Source organism: Nonomuraea sp. NPDC046570, from assembly GCF_040645915.1.
Lineage (GTDB): Bacteria > Actinomycetota > Actinomycetes > Streptosporangiales > Streptosporangiaceae > Nonomuraea.
Genome location: NZ_JBEYZF010000011.1, coordinates 33,616 through 50,508, shown reverse-complemented (window position 1 = coordinate 50,508; position 16,893 = coordinate 33,616). Strand labels below are relative to the sequence as shown.

Annotated in this window: 21 protein-coding genes and 1 riboswitch; of the genes, 7 read left to right on the top strand and 14 right to left on the bottom strand. The window is 71.5% G+C overall.

Going from position 1 to position 16,893, the window contains the following annotated elements; all coding sequences use genetic code 11:
- Positions 1-17: 17 nt before the first annotated feature.
- Positions 18-776 (top strand): hypothetical protein, encoded by a 759-nt coding sequence (locus ABZ911_RS19350; protein WP_358057033.1) that lies wholly within the window; start codon positions 18-20, stop codon positions 774-776.
- Positions 773-1,390: a hypothetical protein gene (locus ABZ911_RS19345; protein ID WP_358057030.1), complete on the top strand. Its 618-nt coding sequence runs from the start codon at positions 773-775 to the stop codon at positions 1,388-1,390. The genes ABZ911_RS19350 and ABZ911_RS19345 overlap by 4 nt, the downstream gene beginning before the upstream one ends.
- Before the next feature lie 118 nt (positions 1,391-1,508).
- Here the strand turns inward: ABZ911_RS19345 and ABZ911_RS19340 are convergent, their stop codons facing one another.
- The 7 genes from ABZ911_RS19340 to ABZ911_RS19310 form a co-directional block, all read right to left on the bottom strand.
- On the bottom strand, positions 1,509-2,243 hold the full coding sequence (locus ABZ911_RS19340; protein ID WP_358057027.1) for a sirohydrochlorin chelatase: 735 nt from the start codon (positions 2,241-2,243) through the stop codon (positions 1,509-1,511).
- Positions 2,225-2,953 carry a phosphoadenylyl-sulfate reductase gene (locus tag ABZ911_RS19335; RefSeq protein WP_358057024.1) on the bottom strand — a complete coding sequence of 243 codons (729 nt, stop codon included), beginning with the start codon at positions 2,951-2,953 and terminating at the stop codon, positions 2,225-2,227. Before ABZ911_RS19335 ends, ABZ911_RS19340 begins: the two co-directional genes overlap by 19 nt.
- On the bottom strand, positions 2,950-3,093 hold the full coding sequence (locus ABZ911_RS19330) for an Insertion element protein (RefSeq protein ID WP_358057021.1): 144 nt from the start codon (positions 3,091-3,093) through the stop codon (positions 2,950-2,952). The genes ABZ911_RS19335 and ABZ911_RS19330 overlap by 4 nt, the downstream gene beginning before the upstream one ends.
- On the bottom strand, positions 3,090-4,763 hold the full coding sequence (locus ABZ911_RS19325; RefSeq protein ID WP_358057018.1) for a nitrite/sulfite reductase: 1,674 nt from the start codon (positions 4,761-4,763) through the stop codon (positions 3,090-3,092). Before ABZ911_RS19325 ends, ABZ911_RS19330 begins: the two co-directional genes overlap by 4 nt.
- A gap of 110 nt (positions 4,764-4,873) precedes the next feature.
- The gene (locus ABZ911_RS19320; protein WP_358057603.1) at positions 4,874-4,957 is read right to left on the bottom strand and encodes a putative leader peptide; all 84 of its coding nucleotides are present in this window, start codon (positions 4,955-4,957) and stop codon (positions 4,874-4,876) included.
- 68 nt (positions 4,958-5,025) lie between these two features.
- Complete coding sequence (locus ABZ911_RS19315) at positions 5,026-5,406, bottom strand: hypothetical protein (protein WP_358057015.1); 381 nt, start codon at positions 5,404-5,406, stop codon at positions 5,026-5,028.
- Positions 5,407-5,455: 49 nt separating this feature from the next.
- On the bottom strand, positions 5,456-5,581 hold the full coding sequence (locus ABZ911_RS19310) for a hypothetical protein (protein ID WP_358057012.1): 126 nt from the start codon (positions 5,579-5,581) through the stop codon (positions 5,456-5,458).
- Between the two features lie 94 nt (positions 5,582-5,675).
- Between ABZ911_RS19310 and ABZ911_RS19305 the strand changes: the two genes are divergently transcribed.
- The 3 genes from ABZ911_RS19305 (at position 5,676) to glyA (ending at position 8,507) form a co-directional block, all read left to right on the top strand.
- Positions 5,676-6,077: a YccF domain-containing protein gene (locus ABZ911_RS19305; protein WP_358057009.1), complete on the top strand. Its 402-nt coding sequence runs from the start codon at positions 5,676-5,678 to the stop codon at positions 6,075-6,077.
- A gap of 70 nt (positions 6,078-6,147) precedes the next feature.
- Entirely contained in the window at positions 6,148-7,116 is a 969-nt protein-coding gene (locus ABZ911_RS19300) for a YihY/virulence factor BrkB family protein (RefSeq protein ID WP_358057006.1), read from the top strand.
- Between the two features lie 33 nt (positions 7,117-7,149).
- A riboswitch (ZMP/ZTP riboswitch) is annotated at positions 7,150-7,227 on the top strand.
- A 26-nt stretch (positions 7,228-7,253) separates the two neighbouring features.
- Positions 7,254-8,507 carry a serine hydroxymethyltransferase gene (gene glyA / locus ABZ911_RS19295; protein ID WP_358057003.1) on the top strand — a complete coding sequence of 418 codons (1,254 nt, stop codon included), beginning with the start codon at positions 7,254-7,256 and terminating at the stop codon, positions 8,505-8,507.
- 59 nt (positions 8,508-8,566) lie between these two features.
- Here the strand turns inward: glyA and ABZ911_RS19290 are convergent, their stop codons facing one another.
- The 3 genes from ABZ911_RS19290 to ABZ911_RS19280 form a co-directional block, all read right to left on the bottom strand.
- A complete protein-coding gene (locus ABZ911_RS19290) occupies positions 8,567-9,868 on the bottom strand; it encodes a CHRD domain-containing protein (protein WP_358057000.1) in 1,302 nt (433 codons plus the stop codon).
- Between the two features lie 164 nt (positions 9,869-10,032).
- Positions 10,033-10,761 (bottom strand): zf-HC2 domain-containing protein, encoded by a 729-nt coding sequence (locus tag ABZ911_RS19285; RefSeq protein ID WP_358056997.1) that lies wholly within the window; start codon positions 10,759-10,761, stop codon positions 10,033-10,035.
- Positions 10,758-11,312, bottom strand: coding sequence for a sigma-70 family RNA polymerase sigma factor (locus tag ABZ911_RS19280; protein WP_358056994.1), 555 nt, complete (start codon positions 11,310-11,312; stop codon positions 10,758-10,760). The genes ABZ911_RS19285 and ABZ911_RS19280 overlap by 4 nt, the downstream gene beginning before the upstream one ends.
- Positions 11,313-11,662: 350 nt before the next feature.
- Between ABZ911_RS19280 and rsgA the strand changes: the two genes are divergently transcribed.
- Entirely contained in the window at positions 11,663-12,763 is a 1,101-nt protein-coding gene (rsgA, locus tag ABZ911_RS19275; RefSeq protein ID WP_358056991.1) for a ribosome small subunit-dependent GTPase A, read from the top strand.
- A gap of 48 nt (positions 12,764-12,811) precedes the next feature.
- The gene (locus ABZ911_RS19270; RefSeq protein ID WP_358056988.1) at positions 12,812-13,441 is read left to right on the top strand and encodes a phosphoribosyltransferase family protein; all 630 of its coding nucleotides are present in this window, start codon (positions 12,812-12,814) and stop codon (positions 13,439-13,441) included.
- 7 nt (positions 13,442-13,448) lie between these two features.
- On the opposite strand, the gene ABZ911_RS19265 is transcribed toward ABZ911_RS19270, so the two are convergent.
- Genes ABZ911_RS19265 through ABZ911_RS19250 form a run of 4 tightly spaced genes read right to left on the bottom strand, consistent with a single transcriptional unit; the run spans position 13,449 to position 16,789 of the window.
- On the bottom strand, positions 13,449-14,048 hold the full coding sequence (locus tag ABZ911_RS19265; RefSeq protein ID WP_358056985.1) for a response regulator transcription factor: 600 nt from the start codon (positions 14,046-14,048) through the stop codon (positions 13,449-13,451).
- Complete coding sequence (locus ABZ911_RS19260) at positions 14,045-15,124, bottom strand: histidine kinase (RefSeq protein ID WP_358057600.1); 1,080 nt, start codon at positions 15,122-15,124, stop codon at positions 14,045-14,047. Before ABZ911_RS19260 ends, ABZ911_RS19265 begins: the two co-directional genes overlap by 4 nt.
- A gap of 34 nt (positions 15,125-15,158) precedes the next feature.
- The gene (locus tag ABZ911_RS19255) at positions 15,159-15,884 is read right to left on the bottom strand and encodes an ABC transporter permease (protein ID WP_358056982.1); all 726 of its coding nucleotides are present in this window, start codon (positions 15,882-15,884) and stop codon (positions 15,159-15,161) included.
- Positions 15,881-16,789 (bottom strand): ABC transporter ATP-binding protein, encoded by a 909-nt coding sequence (locus ABZ911_RS19250; protein ID WP_358056979.1) that lies wholly within the window; start codon positions 16,787-16,789, stop codon positions 15,881-15,883. The genes ABZ911_RS19255 and ABZ911_RS19250 overlap by 4 nt, the downstream gene beginning before the upstream one ends.
- Between the last annotated feature and the right edge of the window lie 104 nt (positions 16,790-16,893).

The window sequence follows — 16,893 nt, the reverse complement described above, 5'->3', positions numbered from 1 at the left end:
GAGGTCAGGAGAGGGTCATGGCTGTCTATGTGCTCGTCGCGTGCTGCGCCATCGGTGTGGTGGCCATCGCGGCCCGTTTCGTCAAGGGGGCCGACGACACCGATCCGGGCGGTCCCACCACCGGCCACGCCGGAGCCATGATCTCGGCGCTGTTCCTGCTGGCGTTCGCGATCGCGATCGTCGTGCCGTGGACGACGGCGGACGCGGCCAGGCTCAACACCTACGCCGAGAGTCAGGCCGTCGCCGAGGCCTACTGGGCCGCCGCCGAGCTGCCCGCCCCGGTCGCCGCGCAGACCCAGACGGCGCTGCGCGACTACGTTCACCTGGTGCGCGGCCCGGAATGGCGGCTCATGGCCGCCGACGGCAAGCTCAGCTCCGACGGCTGGACCCGGCTCGAAGGGCTGCGCCGCGAGGTCACCGCCCTGCCCGCGCGGACCGACGACGCCAAGGACGTGCGGACGACGGTGCTGGAACACCTCAAGGAGATCTCCTCGGCCCGCCGCCAGCGCGCCATGGACGCGGCCACCACCCCGCCCGGCGGGCTGCTCGTCATCACCGTGCTGACCGGGATCGGCGTCCTGCTGCTGCCGTTCCTCGCCGGGTCCCGGCCGCGCGGGCTCACGTTGGTGCCGCTGGCGCTGATGGCGGGCCTGCTGGCCGCCGGGACCTACCTGACGGTCGACGTGTCACATGTGTTCGACGGGGCGCTGGCGGTGGAACCCGACGCCTTCACCAGCCTCCTGGCCGAGCTCCAGCGCATCAACGGGGCTCTGTGACCGTGCCCGCCCGCACCGTGGGTACTCCACCCCGCCCGACCGGCGCCACCCCCGCCCGTTCCACGCGGCTGACAGGGGCGCGGGCCCTGCTCGTGATCGTCGGGGCCACGCTCGTGGTGCCCCTGGGGGCGCCGAGCGTCGCGGCCGATCCCGTTCCGGGGATCACCGTGTGCGTGGCGGTCGGCGTCGACGTGGTCGTGGGGGTGCACGTGGGCATGGGCGTCCCCGACTGCTGCGTCGACTGCGGCCCCGCGCCGTCGCTGACGCCGTCTCCGCCGCCTCCGTCGTACGAGCCCACCCCGGAGCCCCCCGCTCCCACGATCCCGCCCCCCGTCAAGCCCACCCCGAGGCGCACACCGCCTCCGGCGACCCCCACGCCCACTCCCGAACCGCCGCCGCCGCCACCGATCGCGGTCGTCCGGTCGGTCGCCAGGCCCACGCCGCGCGCCACCCCCACCAAGCCCCGCCCGACCCCCACCGCGCAGCCGTACCGGCCCCGCCGCCCGGTCTCCGCGCCGCTGCCCCGCCGCCGCGACCCGCTGGGCACGGTCCTGGTCGTCGTGGCCCTCGCCGTGGCCATCGCCACCGGAGCCGCCTTCGCCTTCCCGCGCTGACCTCGCCCCCGACGGGGCGCGCGGGACATGAACACATGGGTGGTCGCATCTGGGGTGCGACCGCCCATGTTCGCGCGGCCTAGAACATCTCCCGTACGGCCGGGCGCCGGTGTTATGGCTACCCGGTTGCGGCCAGTTGCCTCGACGTGGCCTCGGCGTACCGTTCCAGCAGGACGGTGACCAGTTCGGGGGCCGGGCCGAGCACGTCGGCGACCACCTCGGCGCCCGCGTCGAGGGTGCTGCGCCGTACCTTGTCGGCGAAGTAGCCGGGGGCCAGCAGGTAGGGGGCCACGACCACACGGGGGGCGCCCGCGGCGCGGAGGCGGGCCACCGCCTCGGCCGGGGTGGGCCGCGCGGCCGAGGCGTAGGCGGGGGTCACGGCCCACCAGCCCGCCCGCTTCGACCAGGTGCGGGCCATCCGGGCGATGACCGCGTTCGCGGAGGCGTCGCTGGAGCCCGCGGAGACCAGCACGATCGCGGTGTCCGGGTCACCGGCGGGCACGCCCGCCTCGGCGAGGCGGCGTTCCAGGGCGGAGGTCAGCAGCGGGTGCGGCCCGAGCGTCCCCCCGTAGTGGACGAGCAGGCGGGAGTCGCGCGCCCTGGCCTCCGCGAGGGCCGCCGGCAGGTCGACCCGGCTGTGGTACGCCGCCGTCAGCAGCAGCGGCAGCACCACGGCCTCGCCGAGCCCGTGCAGCGCCTGGCCCAGGGTGGGCGGGCCGTGGTCGAGGTAGGCCGAGCGCACCTCCAGGCCGGGGCGCGCCCGCCGTACCCGCTCCAGCAGGGCCTCCACCGTCGCGGCGGCGCGCGGGTCACGCGACCCGTGCGCCACCGCGATCAGAGGTGAATGCCGCATTCGGTCTTCCCCAGCCCCGACCAGCGCCCGCTGCGCGGGTCCGCGCCGTCGGCCACCTGCCGGGTGCAGGGCGCGCAGCCGATCGACGGGTAGTTGTCGTAGTGCAACGGGTTGACCAGCACCCCGTTGTCGGCCATGTAGTTGTCGACCTCGTCCTGCGTCCACCTGGCGATCGGGTTGACCTTCACCATCTGCCGCTTGGTGTCCCACTCCACGACGCGGGTGCCCGCGCGGGTCGGCGACTCGTCGCGGCGAATGCCGGAGATCCAGGCCAGGTACGGCTCCAGCGCCCGGTTCAGCGGCTCCACCTTGCGCAGGTAGCAGCACAGGTCGGGGTTGCGGCCGAACAGGCGGGGGCCCAGGTCGCGCTCCTGCTCCTCGACCGTGCGCGACGGCTTGACGTCGATGACGTTGACGTCGTACACCTGCCGGACCGCGTCGCGGGTGCCGACGGTCTCGGCGAAGTGGTAGCCGGTGTCGATGAACAGCACGTCCACGCCCGGCTTGACCCGGCTGACCAGATCGACGAGCAGCGCGTCGCTCATCGAGGAGGTCAGGCAGAGCCGGTCGCCGAAGGTGGCCGCCGCCCAGCGGATGATCTCGCGCGCGGGCGCCTCCTCCAGGAACACCGCGGCGGACTCCACGATGGCCTGCAGGTCGAGCGTGCCGCGCTGCTGTCTCAGCCCGACCTCGATGTCGACGAGCGTCATGTCCTGACTCCGATCCCGAGAAACTTCAGCTTGAAGGCGCGGGCGCACGAGCGGCAGTACCAGCCGCCGTCGCCCTCGTAGGGCTCCAGGTCCTCGTCACCGCAGTAGGGGCAGTGGAAGGGAACCGCTCGCTCGCTCATTTGAGGTCCGCGTCGTCGGCGCGCTGCACCCAGTCGGCGAAGGTCTCGCCGTCCTTCTTCTGCGCCTCGAAGTTGGTGACCACCCGCTCCACGTAGTCGGGCAGGCCCTCGGCGGTGGTCTTCAGGCCGCGCACCTTGCGCCCGAAGCCCGCGTTCACGCCGAGCGAGCCGCCCAGGTGGATCTGGAAGCCCTCGACCTGCTCGCCGCGCTCGTTGACGACGAGCTGGCCCTTCAGGCCGATGTCGGCGGTCTGGATGCGGGCGCAGGAGTTGGGGCAGCCGTTGACGTTGATGGTCAGCGGGTCCTTGAAGTCCGGCAGCCGCCGCTCCAGCTCGTCGATCAGGTCCGAGGCGGTGGCCTTGGTCTCGACGATGGCCAGCTTGCAGAACTCGATGCCGGTGCAGGCCATGGTCTGGCGGCGGAAGGTGGACGCGTTGACCTGCAGGTCGGCCGCCTCCAGCTCCCGGGTGAGGCTGTCCACCTGGTCGGGCGCGACGTCGAGGATGACCATCTTCTGCTCGACCGTGGTCCGTACCCGGGTCGAGCCGTGCCGCTCGGCGAGGTCCGCGATCAGGTGCAGTTTGTCGCCGTCCAGGCGGCCCACCCTGGGGGCGAAGCCGACGTAGAAGTTGCCGTCCTGCTGCGGGTAGACGCCCACGTGGTCGCGCCGGCCGCCGCGCGGCAGCTCGGGGGCGGGGCCGTCGGGGAGCGGCTCCTTGATGTACTCGGTCTCCAGCACCTCGCGGAACTTCTCCACGCCCCAGTCGTTGACCAGGAACTTGATCCTGGCCCGGTGCCGCAGGCGGCGGTAGCCGTAGTCGCGGAAGATGCCGATCACGCCGCCGTAGACGTCGGCCACCTGGTCGGGCCGGACGAACACGCCGAGCCGCTTGGCCAGCATCGGATTGGTGGACAGGCCGCCGCCGACCCACAGGTCGAAGCCCTTCTCACCGGTCGGCAGCTCGACCCCGACGAAGGCCACGTCGTTGATCTCGTGCACGGTGCAGCTCGCCGGGCAGCCGCTGATCGCCGTCTTGAACTTGCGCGGCAGGTTGGAGTAGGCCGGGTCGCCGATGAAACGGTCGTGCACCTCGCGGATCTGCGCGGTGCCGTCGATGACCTCGCCGGTGTCGATCCCGGCCAGCGGGCAGCCGAGGATCACCCGCGGGGTGTCGCCGCATGCCTCGGTGGTCGACAGGCCGACCGCCTCCAGGCGGGCCCAGATGTCGGGGACGGCCTCGATCTCGATCCAGTGCAGCTGGATGTTCTGGCGGTCGGTGACGTCGGCGGTGCCCCGGCCGTACTCGTTGGCCAGGTCCGCGATCACCCGGAGCTGCTCCAGGCTGAGCTGGCCGCCGTCGATGCGCACGCGGAGCATGAAGTAGCGGTCGTCGAGCTCCTCGGGCTCCAGGATCGCCGTCTTGCCGCCGTCGATGCCGGGCTTGCGCTGGGTGTAGAGGCCGTACCAGCGCATCCGCCCGCGCAGGTCGGCCGGGTCGATGGAGTCGAATCCCGCCTTGGAGTAGACGTCGATGATCCGCTGACGGACGTTGAGGCCGTCGTCGTTCTTCTTGTTCTCCTCGTTCTTGTTCAGCGGCTCGCGGTAGCCGAGAGCCCACTGACCTTCTCCACGCGGGCGCTTGTGGTGCCGGCTGGCTGGGGTGGTCATGCGCGTCCTTAGGATTCGTGGGCGCGCGCGACATTCCTCCTGGCTCGTCATCGAACGCAGGGGAGGATGGGGTGGGCGACGCGCGCCGTTTCAGAGAAAACGGGAAGGAGTTAGCGGGCGTCGCAACAGATGGCACTACGGACACGCAGAAGGTCGACGTGACGTCGCACGACGAGCATCGGGTCCGCTGGCATGGTGTGAACGATACCTCGCGTATCGCCCGTGTCCAAGGCCGGGTCCAGACTGTGGACGTTTCCTGCCGTCAGGCGGCGGTCAAGATCATCCCGTACGCCACGGTCAGGACCGCCGTCAGCAGCAGTGCCCACAGCGGGATCGACGGCCACAAAAACCACACCAGCGCCGCCAGGAGCAGCGGTTTCCAGAGCTGCACGCGCATGATCGCGTTCAGCGCGAGGGCCACCATCGCGGCCAGGCCGCACAGCGTGGCCCAGCCGGGCAGGGCGTGGCGGATCCCCTCCACCCAGTGCCAGCCGGAGGTGAGCCAGGGGGGCACCTCCCGCCGCTCGATCAGCGCCTTGAACCAGGGACTCGACACCTGGTCGGACGCGACGAACTGGAAGATGGCGATGCAGCCGCCGACGATGCCGAGGCAGACGGCCAAACGGTCCAAGAGTGTCTTCATCCGGCCTCCCCGGCCAGGATCTCAGCCACAGGGCCGTCGCGCCCCTGATTCAGCCCTGCCGAGGCCAGTCGAGGCCGGACTCCGCGGGCACGGCCTGGTCCTGGTGCTGGCAGTCGCACCAGGAGCCGCCCCGGCACTCCTCGTGCCGCTTCTCCTTGCACTTCTCGCAGATCACCCCTCCATTATTCCTCCTGGGGCAGGGAGCCCTCAGGGAGGATTCAGGGGGATACCGGATGATCGGCGCGACACGCTCCTGACATGCTGTCACCATGCGGACACTGCTGAACGTCATCTGGCTCGTCCTCGCCGGAATCTGGCTGGCCATCGGCTACGCGATCGCCGGCATCATCTGCTGCGTCCTGATCATCACGATCCCGTTCGGCATCGCGTCGTTCCGGATCGCCGCCTACGCGCTGTGGCCGTTCGGCAGGACGGTCGTGCGCGACCCCGAGGCGGGCTGCCTGTCCACGGTCGGCAACATCATCTGGTTCGTCTTCGCCGGCTGGTGGCTGGCGCTCGGTCACGTGCTGACCTCGATCCCGCTGTTCATCTCGATCATCGGCATTCCGCTCGGCGTGGCCAACCTGAAGCTCATTCCGGTCTCCCTGCTGCCCCTCGGTGCGCGTATCGTCGACAGCGACGATCCGTTTTCACACCGATCCGCCGGGTAGACGACACGAGACCTGATCGTTGCTGGTCGGAACAGGTTCCACTCAACGACTACGAATACCTTTGGGTGTCATGACGTCCACGGAAGCGCCGGCGAGGCCCCCGCGGCCCAAGCGGCGCGGCCCGCGGCTCAGCATGTCCAGGGCCAGGGCCGGGCTGAGCTGGGTGCGCGACACCCGGTCGTGGGCCATCGTGCGCGCCACCACCAACGCCGGGGTCAACTACCGCGTCACCGGGCTGGCCGGCGAGGCCGCGTTCTTCGCGCTGCTCTCGCTGCCGCCGTTCGTGCTGGGGCTCATCGGCGTCCTCGCCAAGATCAGCACCTGGCTGGACGAGAACCTGGTCGACCAGGTCAGGAGATGGGTCGAGGGCCAGGCGGGGCTGCTGTTCACCGAGAGCGCGGTGGACAAGGTGGTCAAGCCGCTCCTCGCGGACGTTTTGCAGGACGACGCGAGCAAGGTCTCGCTGATCTCGGTGGGCTTCCTGCTGTCGCTGTGGTCGGGCTCGCGGGCGCTGTACGTCTACGTCGACCTGATCTCCGTCGCCTACGGGCTGGGCGAGGAGCGCGGCATCATCCGCACCCGCCTGATGTCCTTCGGGCTGTACATCGTGGGCCTGGTCATCGGCATCGTCGTCATGCCGGTCCTGGTCATCGGCCCGACCCTGCTCAGAAGCACACTGCCCGGCTACGCCGGGATGATCGACCTGCTGTACTGGCCCGTGGTGATCATCGGCTCGGTGCTCTTCCTGACCGTGCTCTACCATGTCAGCGTGCCCGTGCGGACGAAGTGGTACCGCGAGCTGCCGGGGGCGATCCTGGCACTGTTCCTCTGGATCATCTGCGCGGCCGTGCTGCGCGCGGTGCTGGCCGCGTGGGTCTCGCCGCTGTCCATCTACGGCTCGCTGGCCGCGCCGATCGCGGTGCTGCTGTGGCTGTACATCACCGCGCTCGCCGTGCTCATCGGCGCCATCCTCAACGCCGAGGTGGACCGGCTCTGGGAGGGCGAGGGGACCACCCGCGCCGCCCGCGTCTCGGCCTGACCAACCGCAGCCCTGCGCGTCCGCTATCGTCTAGGGCGTCGCGACTGGCGCATTTGGTGGGACCACCACCGGGGAGCGAAAGAGCGGAGGCCGAGCGCCTGGGTCTTCGCAAAAATGTCAATGATGACAGGGGAGTCATGAGTTCTCTCGCCAACGTCGACCCGCGGATCGCCGAACTCGTCAAGGCGGAGGAGCGCCGCCAGGCCGACACCGTCAAGCTGATCGCGTCGGAGAACTACGTGTCCAAGGCGGTCCTCGAGGCCACCGGCACCGTTCTGACGAACAAGTACTCCGAGGGCTACCCCGGCAAGCGCTACTACGAGGGCCAGCAGGTCATCGACCAGATCGAGACCCTCGCCATCGACCGGGCCAAGGCTCTCTTCGGCGTCAACCACGCCAACGTCCAGCCGTACTCCGGCTCGCCCGCCAACCTCGCCATCTACCTGGCCTTCCTGAAGCCCGGCGACACCGTCATGGGCATGGGCCTGCCGTTCGGCGGCCACCTCACGCACGGCTGGTCGGTCTCGGCCACCGGCAAGTGGTTCAACCCGGTCCGCTACGGCGTGCGCCAGGACACCGGCCGCGTCGACATGGACGAGGTCCGCGAGGTGGCGCTGCGCGAGCGGCCCAAGCTGATCTTCTGCGGCGGCACCGCGATCCCGCGCACCATCGACTTCGAGGCCTTCGCCGCCGTCGCCAGGGAGGTCGGCGCCATCCTGGCCGCCGACATCGCGCACATCGCGGGCCTGGTCGCGGGCGGCGCCCACCCCTCGCCGGTGGGCCACGCCGACGTCATCTCCACCACCACGCACAAGACGCTGCGCGGCCCGCGCGGCGCCATGCTGATGGCCACCACCGACGAGCACGCGACCGCGCTGAACAAGGCCGTCTTCCCCGGCCTGCAGGGCGGCCCGCACAACCACACCACCGCGGGCATCGCCGTCGCGCTGCACGAGGCCGGCACCGACGCGTTCAAGGCGTACGCCCACCAGGTAGTCGCCAACGCCAAGGCGCTGGCCGAGGAGCTGTCCAGCCGCGGCTTCGACCTGGTCTCGGGCGGCACCGACAACCACCTGATCCTGCTCGACCTGACGCCCAAGGGCATCGGCGGCAAGCCGGCGGCCAAGGCGCTCGACCGAGCGGGCCTGGAGACCAACTACAACACGGTCCCGTTCGACACGCGCAAGCCGTTCGACCCGTCGGGCATCCGCATCGGCACGCCGTCGGTGACCAGCCGCGGCATGGGCGAGGCGGAGATGCGCCAGATCGGCGCGTGGATGGACGAGGTCGTCACGGCGCTCGCCAAGGGCGACGCGGAGGACGTCATCACCCGCGTCCACCACGAGGTCAGCGAGCTGACCTCGCAGTTCCCCGCGCCGGGCCTCTCGTAGGTCCCCGGACACCACGAGACCCCGGCGCGCGTTCACGCCGGGGTCTCGCCGTCGCGCGTTCAGCCCAGGAACAGGTAGTCCGCGCCATAGGGCACCCTCGCCTGGCTGCCCGCCTTGCACGACCCCTTGGGCGCCACGCCCCCCTCGGTGTTCAGGCGGAGGATCTGGGTGCTGCCGGCCAGCAGGCCGCCGCCCGTGCCCGACTGGGTGGCGTCGAGGACGAGTTCGGGGATGTTCTTCTCCCCGTTGGGGATCTTGGTGACGGCTTTGCCGCGCACCGCGCTGCCATCGGGCGCGATCCACTGCGGCGGTCCGGCCGCGGGCGTCACGAAGGAGTGGTCGATCCCGCGGCGCAGCTTGGCCGTCACCCCGAGCTGGGTGAACGCGAAGCCGCCGCCGGGCTGCTTGGTGCAGGCGTAGATCTGCGCCCCGCGCAGCACCTCGGCCGTGGCCGCCTTCGGGTGCCCGAAGCCCTTCCCGGAGAGCTGCCCGCGCACCGCCCCGCCGTTGAAGTCCACCGTGTGCAGGTTCGAGTAGTAGTTCCCGGGCGCGGCGGCGATCCGCCTGACCACCGCGCGCTTGACCGGCGCCTCGCCCGCGACTCCGGTCAGGTTCGCCTGCAGCCCCTTGGCCTCGAAGAACAGGTCGGCGACCACATCGCCGTTCTTGCCCTTGACGCCCTTGTGGATGTGGCCGTTCGTGGGCGCGCCGACGCCCGACCAGGTGGCGGTGTACGCCAGCGCCGCGCCGTTGGGCCGCAGCCACCAGGTGGCGGAGCCGTCGGCGTCCCCGCGCTTCTTGCCGTCGTCCGCCTGGACCTCCTGCGCCCCGTCGGCCTTGGACCGCAGCGTGGCCTGGTTGCTGCCGTGCAGCACGCCGCCGAGGTCGACCGGCCGGGAGAGCCGGTGGAACTGGCCGCGCACGGCGCCCTTCGGGAAGGCCGCGTTGTGCAGGTTGGCATAGAAGGAGCCCGGGTCCTTGACCAGGGCGTCGAGCAGGGCCCGGTCCTGGACGGTGACGGTGCCCCTGACGCCGAGGACGGTCTTCGGCAGCGCCTGCCTGATGAGGTCGATCTTGACGTCGCCGTTCTTGCCCTTGGCGCCCAGGTGGATGTGCGCCGCGGTCGGCGCGTCCACCTTGTTCCATCTGATCGCGAACGCCACCTCGTTGCCCTTGATCCGCAGCACGGTGGTCGAACGCCCGTCCCCGTCGCCCTTGACGCCGACTTCGTTGGCACCCCGCAGCCCGGCGGCGAGGTACACCTCGTCGGCGGCGGCCGGGACATCCGCACTGGCGGCGGTGGGAGCGGCAGTGGCGGCGGCGAGCAGACCGGCGGCCAGAAGAAGAATGCGCTTGTTCATGACGAACCTCTCGTTTTATGAGCCGGAGTACGGCAGGCAGTACGGCCCCGGCCACGACGAGGTTCAATCCGCGAATCCGTAAATTTACACATTCACGAATGAGCCGGCGGCGCACGCGAAAGACCCTCCCACCTGCGGCGAGAGGGTCCTTGAGTAGCGTTGGCTCAGATATCGACGGTAAGCAGCGTCTTCCCTGAGGTCGTGTTCACTTCAAAGCGGTCGATTTCCGCGGGCATGAACGGACTTCCGCCATGCATATAAAGGGCCGGATTACTCGAACCCGGCACGCCGTACCCCTCGGCGGGTACCGCCCACCCGGTCATGACGCGCCGCTCCCCGTTCTTGGCCACTGCGATCAGCTCGCACCTCAGCGGCCCCCTGACCCCGGCCAGCTTCAGCGCCGCGTGCGTCCCCCAGCTCTTCCCCTCGACCACCAGCCCACCGGTCACCCCGTCGGCCCCGCTTCCCGCGACGGGCGCGCCCGCCTCGTAGAACTCCTGAGCGGGCCCCGCCTCGTGCGCCCCGGCGTGACTGCCGGCCACCGCCCCGGACCCTCCCTGCCCGCCCGCCATCGCGCCGCCGATCGTCACCCCGGTCGCCACCAGCGTGACCGCCGCCGCGATCCCGATGACGAACGTCCCCCGCCTGGTACGGCGCGCCGCCGCCCCGCGCCGCCGCAGCAGGTCGATGATCTCGGCGTCGTCCTGGCGCGGCTCGGCGTCCTCGACGGGCCCCAGGCCGGACAGCGCGCCCGCCACACCCGACAGGCCGGACAGCTCCGCCGTACAGGACGGGCAGCCGGACAGGTGCGCCTCGAACGCGCGCCGGTCGGGCTCCTCCAGCAGGCCGAGGGCGTAGGCGCCCACGTCGGTGTGCTCGATCTTCGCGTTCACGCCGTCACCCCCCTTTCCTCCAGTGCCACCCGCAGCGCGCGGACGGCGTAGTAGACCCGGGACTTGACCGTGCCCACGGGAATGCCCAGGGCCTCGGCCGCCTCGTTGACCGAGCGGTCCCGCAGGATCGTCTCGTTGAGGATCTCGCGGTGCGCGGCCGACAACGACCTCATCGCCTCTGACACGACCACCTGGCGCAGCAGGTCCTCCATCTGATCGGGCACCGGCACGCTCTCCAGCGGGCCCTCGCCCGACTCCGGGGGGCGGGCGTCCTTGCGACGCCGCTCGTCGATCACGATACGTCTGGCCACGGTGGCCAGCCAAGGCATCAACGACGGGGCGTCGGCGTCGAGCCGGTCGGCGCTGCGCCACGCCCTGATCATCGTCTCCTGCACGACGTCCTCGGCGAACTGCCGGTCGCCCGCGGTGAGCCGGACGACGAAGGAGAGCAGCGGCCGGTGGTACTCCTGGTAGAGCCGCGAGACGATCAGCTCGCCGTCCGGCTCCCGGGCCGGGCGCGAGCGCCAGGGCGGCCTTCGAGGGGGGACCATCGCGACGGCTCCGGGGGGATCGGGACAGGTGCTCTGTCGCATCATGGCGCGGATCCCGCGGTGACGACCGTGCCGCGCCCCGACCGGGTCATGATCGTTCCTCCCTGTCCGGCCGGAGCGTTCCGGCGTCCGGCAGGCAGTACGCGGGCCGCACGCCCCAGGGTTCAAAGCGCGAGGAAGATTCTCGAGTACGGCGTCCAGATGATGATCGATCGCACGTGATAGCGTGAGGGCCGGTCAACGACTTCGGGAGGTGAGGACTATGCGGGTCAATTCGAGTTCCGTCATGTCCGACAACCTCCAGGTGCCAGCCTGACGCTGGGCACCTGTCTCCGAAGGGTATTCCCGCGTTGACAACGCACGATCTCGCTCTGCTCGGCTGGACCGACTCGCTCGCCGCCGAGCTCCCGCACGACACCACTCCCGCCCGCGTGGCCCGGGTCGACCGGGGCGCCGCCGAAGTGCTCGCCGCCGACGGGCAACACCACGTCAAGTACAGCGCCCGGGTACGGCGGGCCGCCGCCGACGACCCGGTCGCGCTGCCCTGCGTCGGCGACTGGGCCGCGCTCACGCTCCTGCCCGAAGGCCGCTACGAGCTCGACGCCGTGCTGCCCCGCACGACGGCGTTCGTCCGGGGCGGCGTCGGCCGCGTCTCGCGCGGCGGCCTGTCCGGCGACGGGCAGGGCCAGGTCCTGGCCGCCAACGTCGACGTCGTCTTCGTCGCCGAACCGTCCATGCACGCCGCCGACTTCGCCGACCTCGGCCGCATCGAACGGCTGGTAGCGCTGGCCTGGGAGAGCGGCGGCACGCCCGTCGTCCTCATCACCAAGTCCGACCTGTTCGAGCGCGGCCTCGACGAACTGCTCGCCGACGTGGCCGCCGCCGCGCCGGGCGTGGACGTGCACGCCGTCTCCTCGCTGCTCGGCGAGGGCGTCGAACTCGTCGCCTCCTACCTGGACGGCTCGCGCACCGCCGTGGTGCTCGGGCCCTCCGGGGCGGGCAAGTCCACCCTCGTCAACGCGCTGGCCGAGGGCAGGGTCATGGAGACCCAGCAGGTCCGCGCCGCCGACGGGCGCGGGCGGCACACCACCGTGCACCGGGAGCTCATCCCGCTGCCCGGCGGCGGCCTGATCATCGACACCCCCGGCATCCGCCGCGTCGGCCTGTACGGCATGACCGACGGCGTCGACCTGGTCTTCTCCGACATCGACGAGTTGGCGGAGCGGTGCCGGTTCGCCGACTGCGGCCACCAGGGCGAGCCGGGCTGCGCCGTACAGGCCGCGCTGGAGAGCGGGGAGCTGCCGGAGCGTCGGCTGGAGAGCTGGTTCAAGCTCCAGCGCGAGGCGGCGTGGATGGCCACGCGCACCGACGCCCGCCTGCGCAAGGAAGTCCAGAACAAGTGGAAGATCATCCACAAGGAGATGCGCCGCACCGGCCGGAACCGCCCCTGAGGCGGCGGGGGAGACAGGATCATGGCCCGGTCCGGGTAGGAGTGTCACATGGGGCACCTCTACGCGGACCGGGCCGAGGCCGGGGCCCTGCTGGCCGAGCGGCTGCTCGGGGCCGTCGATCCGGTGGTGCTGGCGTTGCCGCGCGGCGGGGTCGCGGTGGCGGTGCCCGTCGTGCGCCGCCTCGGCGGCCACCTCGATGTGCTGGTCTGCCGCAAGATCGGCTACCCGCCGATGCCGGAGCTGGGCGTCGGGGCGATCTGCGAGGGCGGCGAGCCGGTCTTCGACGACGACCTCCTGTACCGCCTCGGTCTCACCCCGGCCTCGCTGGCCGACGTGGTCGCGGCCGAGCGGCGCGAGCTGGCCCGCCGGGTCTCGGTGTACCGGGGCTCGCGGGCGCTGCCGCAGCTTATGGGCCGGGACGTGATCGTCGTGGACGACGGGCTGGCGACGGGCGGCACCGCCCGGGCGGCCCTGCGCGCGGTCGCGGAGGCGAAACCCGGCCGCCTGACGCTCGCCGTGCCCGTCGGCGCGCCCGACACCGTCCGGTCCCTGCGCGGCGAGGCCGACGAGGTCGTGGTGCTCGCCACCCCGGCCGCCTTCGAGGCGGTGGGCCAGTGGTACCGCCACTTCGACCAGCTCACCGACGCCGACGTGCTGTCCCTGCTGTCCTCGGGGTGACCCGCGTTCAGAGCCAGCCGCGCTCGTCGGCGATCCGGACGGCTTCGGCGCGGGTACGGGCGCCCGTCTTGCCGATGGCGGCCGACAGGTGGTTGCGGACCGTGCCCTCGGTGAGGTGGAGCCGTCGGGCCAGGTCGCTGACCGTTCCCCCGGTGGACGCGGTGATCAGGACCTCTCGTTCCCGGGCGGTCAGCGGGCTGGTTCCGGCGGACAGGGACTCGGCGGCCAGGTTCGGGTCCACCACCCGCAGTCCGGCGGCGACCTTGCGGACGGTGTCGATCAGGCGTTCCGGCGGGATGTCCTTCACCGCGAAGCCGGCCGCGCCCGCCGCCATCGCCCGGGACAGGTAGCCGGGGCGGCCGAACGTGGTCAGGATCACGACCCTGCAGCCCAGCGCGCACAGCCCGGCGATGGTGGACAGGCCGTCTCTGCCGGGCATCTGGATGTCCACCAGCGCCACGTCGGGGCGGGTGCGCTCGGCCAGCTCGAGCGCGGTGTCGCCGTCCGCGGCCTGGGCGACGACCTCGAGGTCGTGCTCCAGCCCGAGCACGGTGGCGAGCGCCCCGCGCAGCAGCGCCTGGTCGTCGGCGAGCAGCACCTTGATCACGCGGGCTCCGGGGTCTCGGCGCGCAGGCGGAAGCCGCGGCCGGGCAGGGGGCCGGCCTCCAGGTGGCCGCCGATGGCGGCGACGCGGGTGGCCAGCCCGTTCAGGCCGGTTCCGGTGCCCGGCTCCTTCGCGGGGGGTCCGCCGTCGTCGAGGACCTCGATGAAGTGGGAGCCGAGGCGGACCTCACAGCGGGAGGCGCCGCTGTGCCGTACCACGTTGGTCACGCCTTCGGTGAGGACGTGGGCGAAGACGCCCTCCGACGGCGGGGGGATCGGGGCGGGGGAGGCGGGGAGGTCGGGGGTGATGCCGGCGGCGGTGAGGGTGGCGCGGGCGTCGGCCAGGGCGGTGGAGAGGGACAGTGGATGCCCGGCGGAGACGGCGGCGCGGACGTCGGCGAGGGCGCGGCGGCCGAGGTCCGCCACGTCGGACATCTCGGTCGCCGCCCGCTCACTCGCCCCCGCCGCCAGCAGTTGCCCGGCCAGCCCGGCCTTGACGGTGAGCGTGGTGAGGGTGGACCCGAGCGCGTCGTGCAGGTCGCGCATCAGCCGCTCCCTGTCCTCCAGGACGGCCAGCTCGGCGAGCCGGGCGTTGGCCGCCTTGACGCGCTGCGAGAGCCGCCAGAAGCCGCCCACGCCGAGCGAGGTGAACACCACGGTGAGCAGCATCATGAGCTCGAAGCCCACATGGCCGCGCGCCAGGCCGTCGACGACCAGGACGACGCTCAGCAGCACGCCGCTGCCGAGCGCCGCCCACAGGAGCGGCAGCGTGATCGCGATCAGCGCGAGCGCGTGGGCGTAGAACATCGGCTCGGGGTCGTAGCGGACGACCAGCAGTGTGGCCAGCGCGACGGCCGCGGCGCAGAACAGCACCCGCCACCGCAGCGCCTGGTGCGCAGCCCAGCTGTAGCCGGCCAGGTAGACGCCGATGTAGGCGACGAGGGCCGCGACCTCTCCGGCCGAGCCCGCGCCCGCCACCCGCAACCACAGCGGGATCGAGAACGGCAGCGCGAACAGCAGCCACAGCCAGGGGTTGCCGACAGATCTGATGAGACGCTCGTCTGCAGCCGGGGGGATCATAGCGTTCACACAGTATCCCCCTTGGGGGGAGGGGTTACCGGGCCGCGTCGCGGCGGTAGGAGGCGACGACGAGGACGGAGGCCCCCGCGAACCACGCCCCGGCCACCAGCAGGCCGGGCAGCGAGACCGAGCCGCCGCCGATCAACTCCCGCGCCTGGTCGGCGAGCCAGAAGCTGGGCAGCGCCCGCGCCAGACCGGCCATGAAGCCCGGCAGCACCTCGACCGGCATCCAGAGCCCGCCGAACATCGCCAGCAGCAGGAACGAGGCCACCGTGATCGCCGAGACGGTCTCCGGCTTGACCGCCATCCCGATCAGCACGCCGAGCACCGCGAACGGCAGGGAGCCCAGCCAGATCGCGGCCAGGATCTGCCCCCACTGGACGACCTCCAGCGTCACGCCCTTGACGAGGAACCCGGCCAGCAGGATCAGCACGGCCGTGGGCAGCACCATGACCATCGAGACGGCCACCTTGGAGGCGACGTACGACCAGCCGGGCAGCGGGGTGAGCCGGAGCTGGCGGTTCCAGCCGGACCGCCGCTCCAGGGCGACGCGGGCGCCGATGTTCAGCGAGCCGGAGATGACCCCGAACGCGGCCATGCTGATCATCATGTACGTGATCATGTCGACCGGCCCGATCCGCCCGCCGCCGAACACCTCCGACATGACCAGGAAGAACACCACGGGAAAGGCCATCGAGATGGCCAGGAAGTCGGGCGACCTGGACAGCAGCTTCAGTTCCGTGACGATCAGCGTTCTCATGACACCTTCTCGGTGGTCAGCGCCACGAAGGCGTTCTCCAGCGACATCGCGCTCACCACGACGTCATGGGCTCCGGGGTACTCCGCCAGCAGCGCGCGCAGCGCCTCGTCGGAGGAGGGGCAGTGCAGCCGTACCTGCTCGCCGCGCACCTCGACCGCCGCGACGCCGGGCAACTCGCCCAGTCGTACGGGGTCCGCGTCCGGGACGGCAGCGGTGATCGTGCGACCGCCGACCCGGGAGGTGACCTCGGCGACCGAGCCGTCGGCGATGATCCGGCCCGCGCGCATCAGCACCACGCGGTCGGCGAAGTCCTGCGCCTCGGCCAGGTAGTGGGTGGCGAACAGCACGGTCCTGCCGCCCGAGGTGTACTCGCGCATCGCGGCCCAGAAGTCCTGGCGTCCCCGCACGTCCATCGCGACCGTCGGCTCGTCCAGGACCAGCAGGTCCGGGTTGCAGACGAGGGCGGCGGCGAACCTGACCCGCTGCTTCTGGCCGCCGGACAGCCCGCCGTACCGCAGCTTCGCGTGTTCCAGCATCCCGGCCCTGGTCAGGGCCTCGTCCACGGTGAGCGGCGCGGGGTACTGCGCGGCCATCACCTGGACGATCTCGCGGCCGGTCATCTGGTCGAGGAAGCCGCCCGACTGCAGCATCGCCCCGACCAGCCCGCCCGCCGTCGCCCTGGCCGGGCTCCTGCCGAACAGGGTGATCTCCCCGCTGCCGGGCGTGGTCAGCCCGAGCAGCATCTCCATGGTGGTCGTCTTGCCCGCGCCGTTCGGGCCGAGCAGCGCGACCACCTCGCCGGGCGCGATGAGCAGGTCGACCCCGTCGACCGCCCGCACGTCGCCGAACCTCTTGTGCAACCCGCGCAGGCTGACCGCCGCGCCGGTGTCCGCATCTCTGATCATGATCCGACTATCGAGCCGTTCGTACGGCAAAGCCTCGTTCACGCGTCATGAAGCGTTCATGACATCTGTCATGGCGTGTCAGCACATTCCGTACAAGCGGGCAA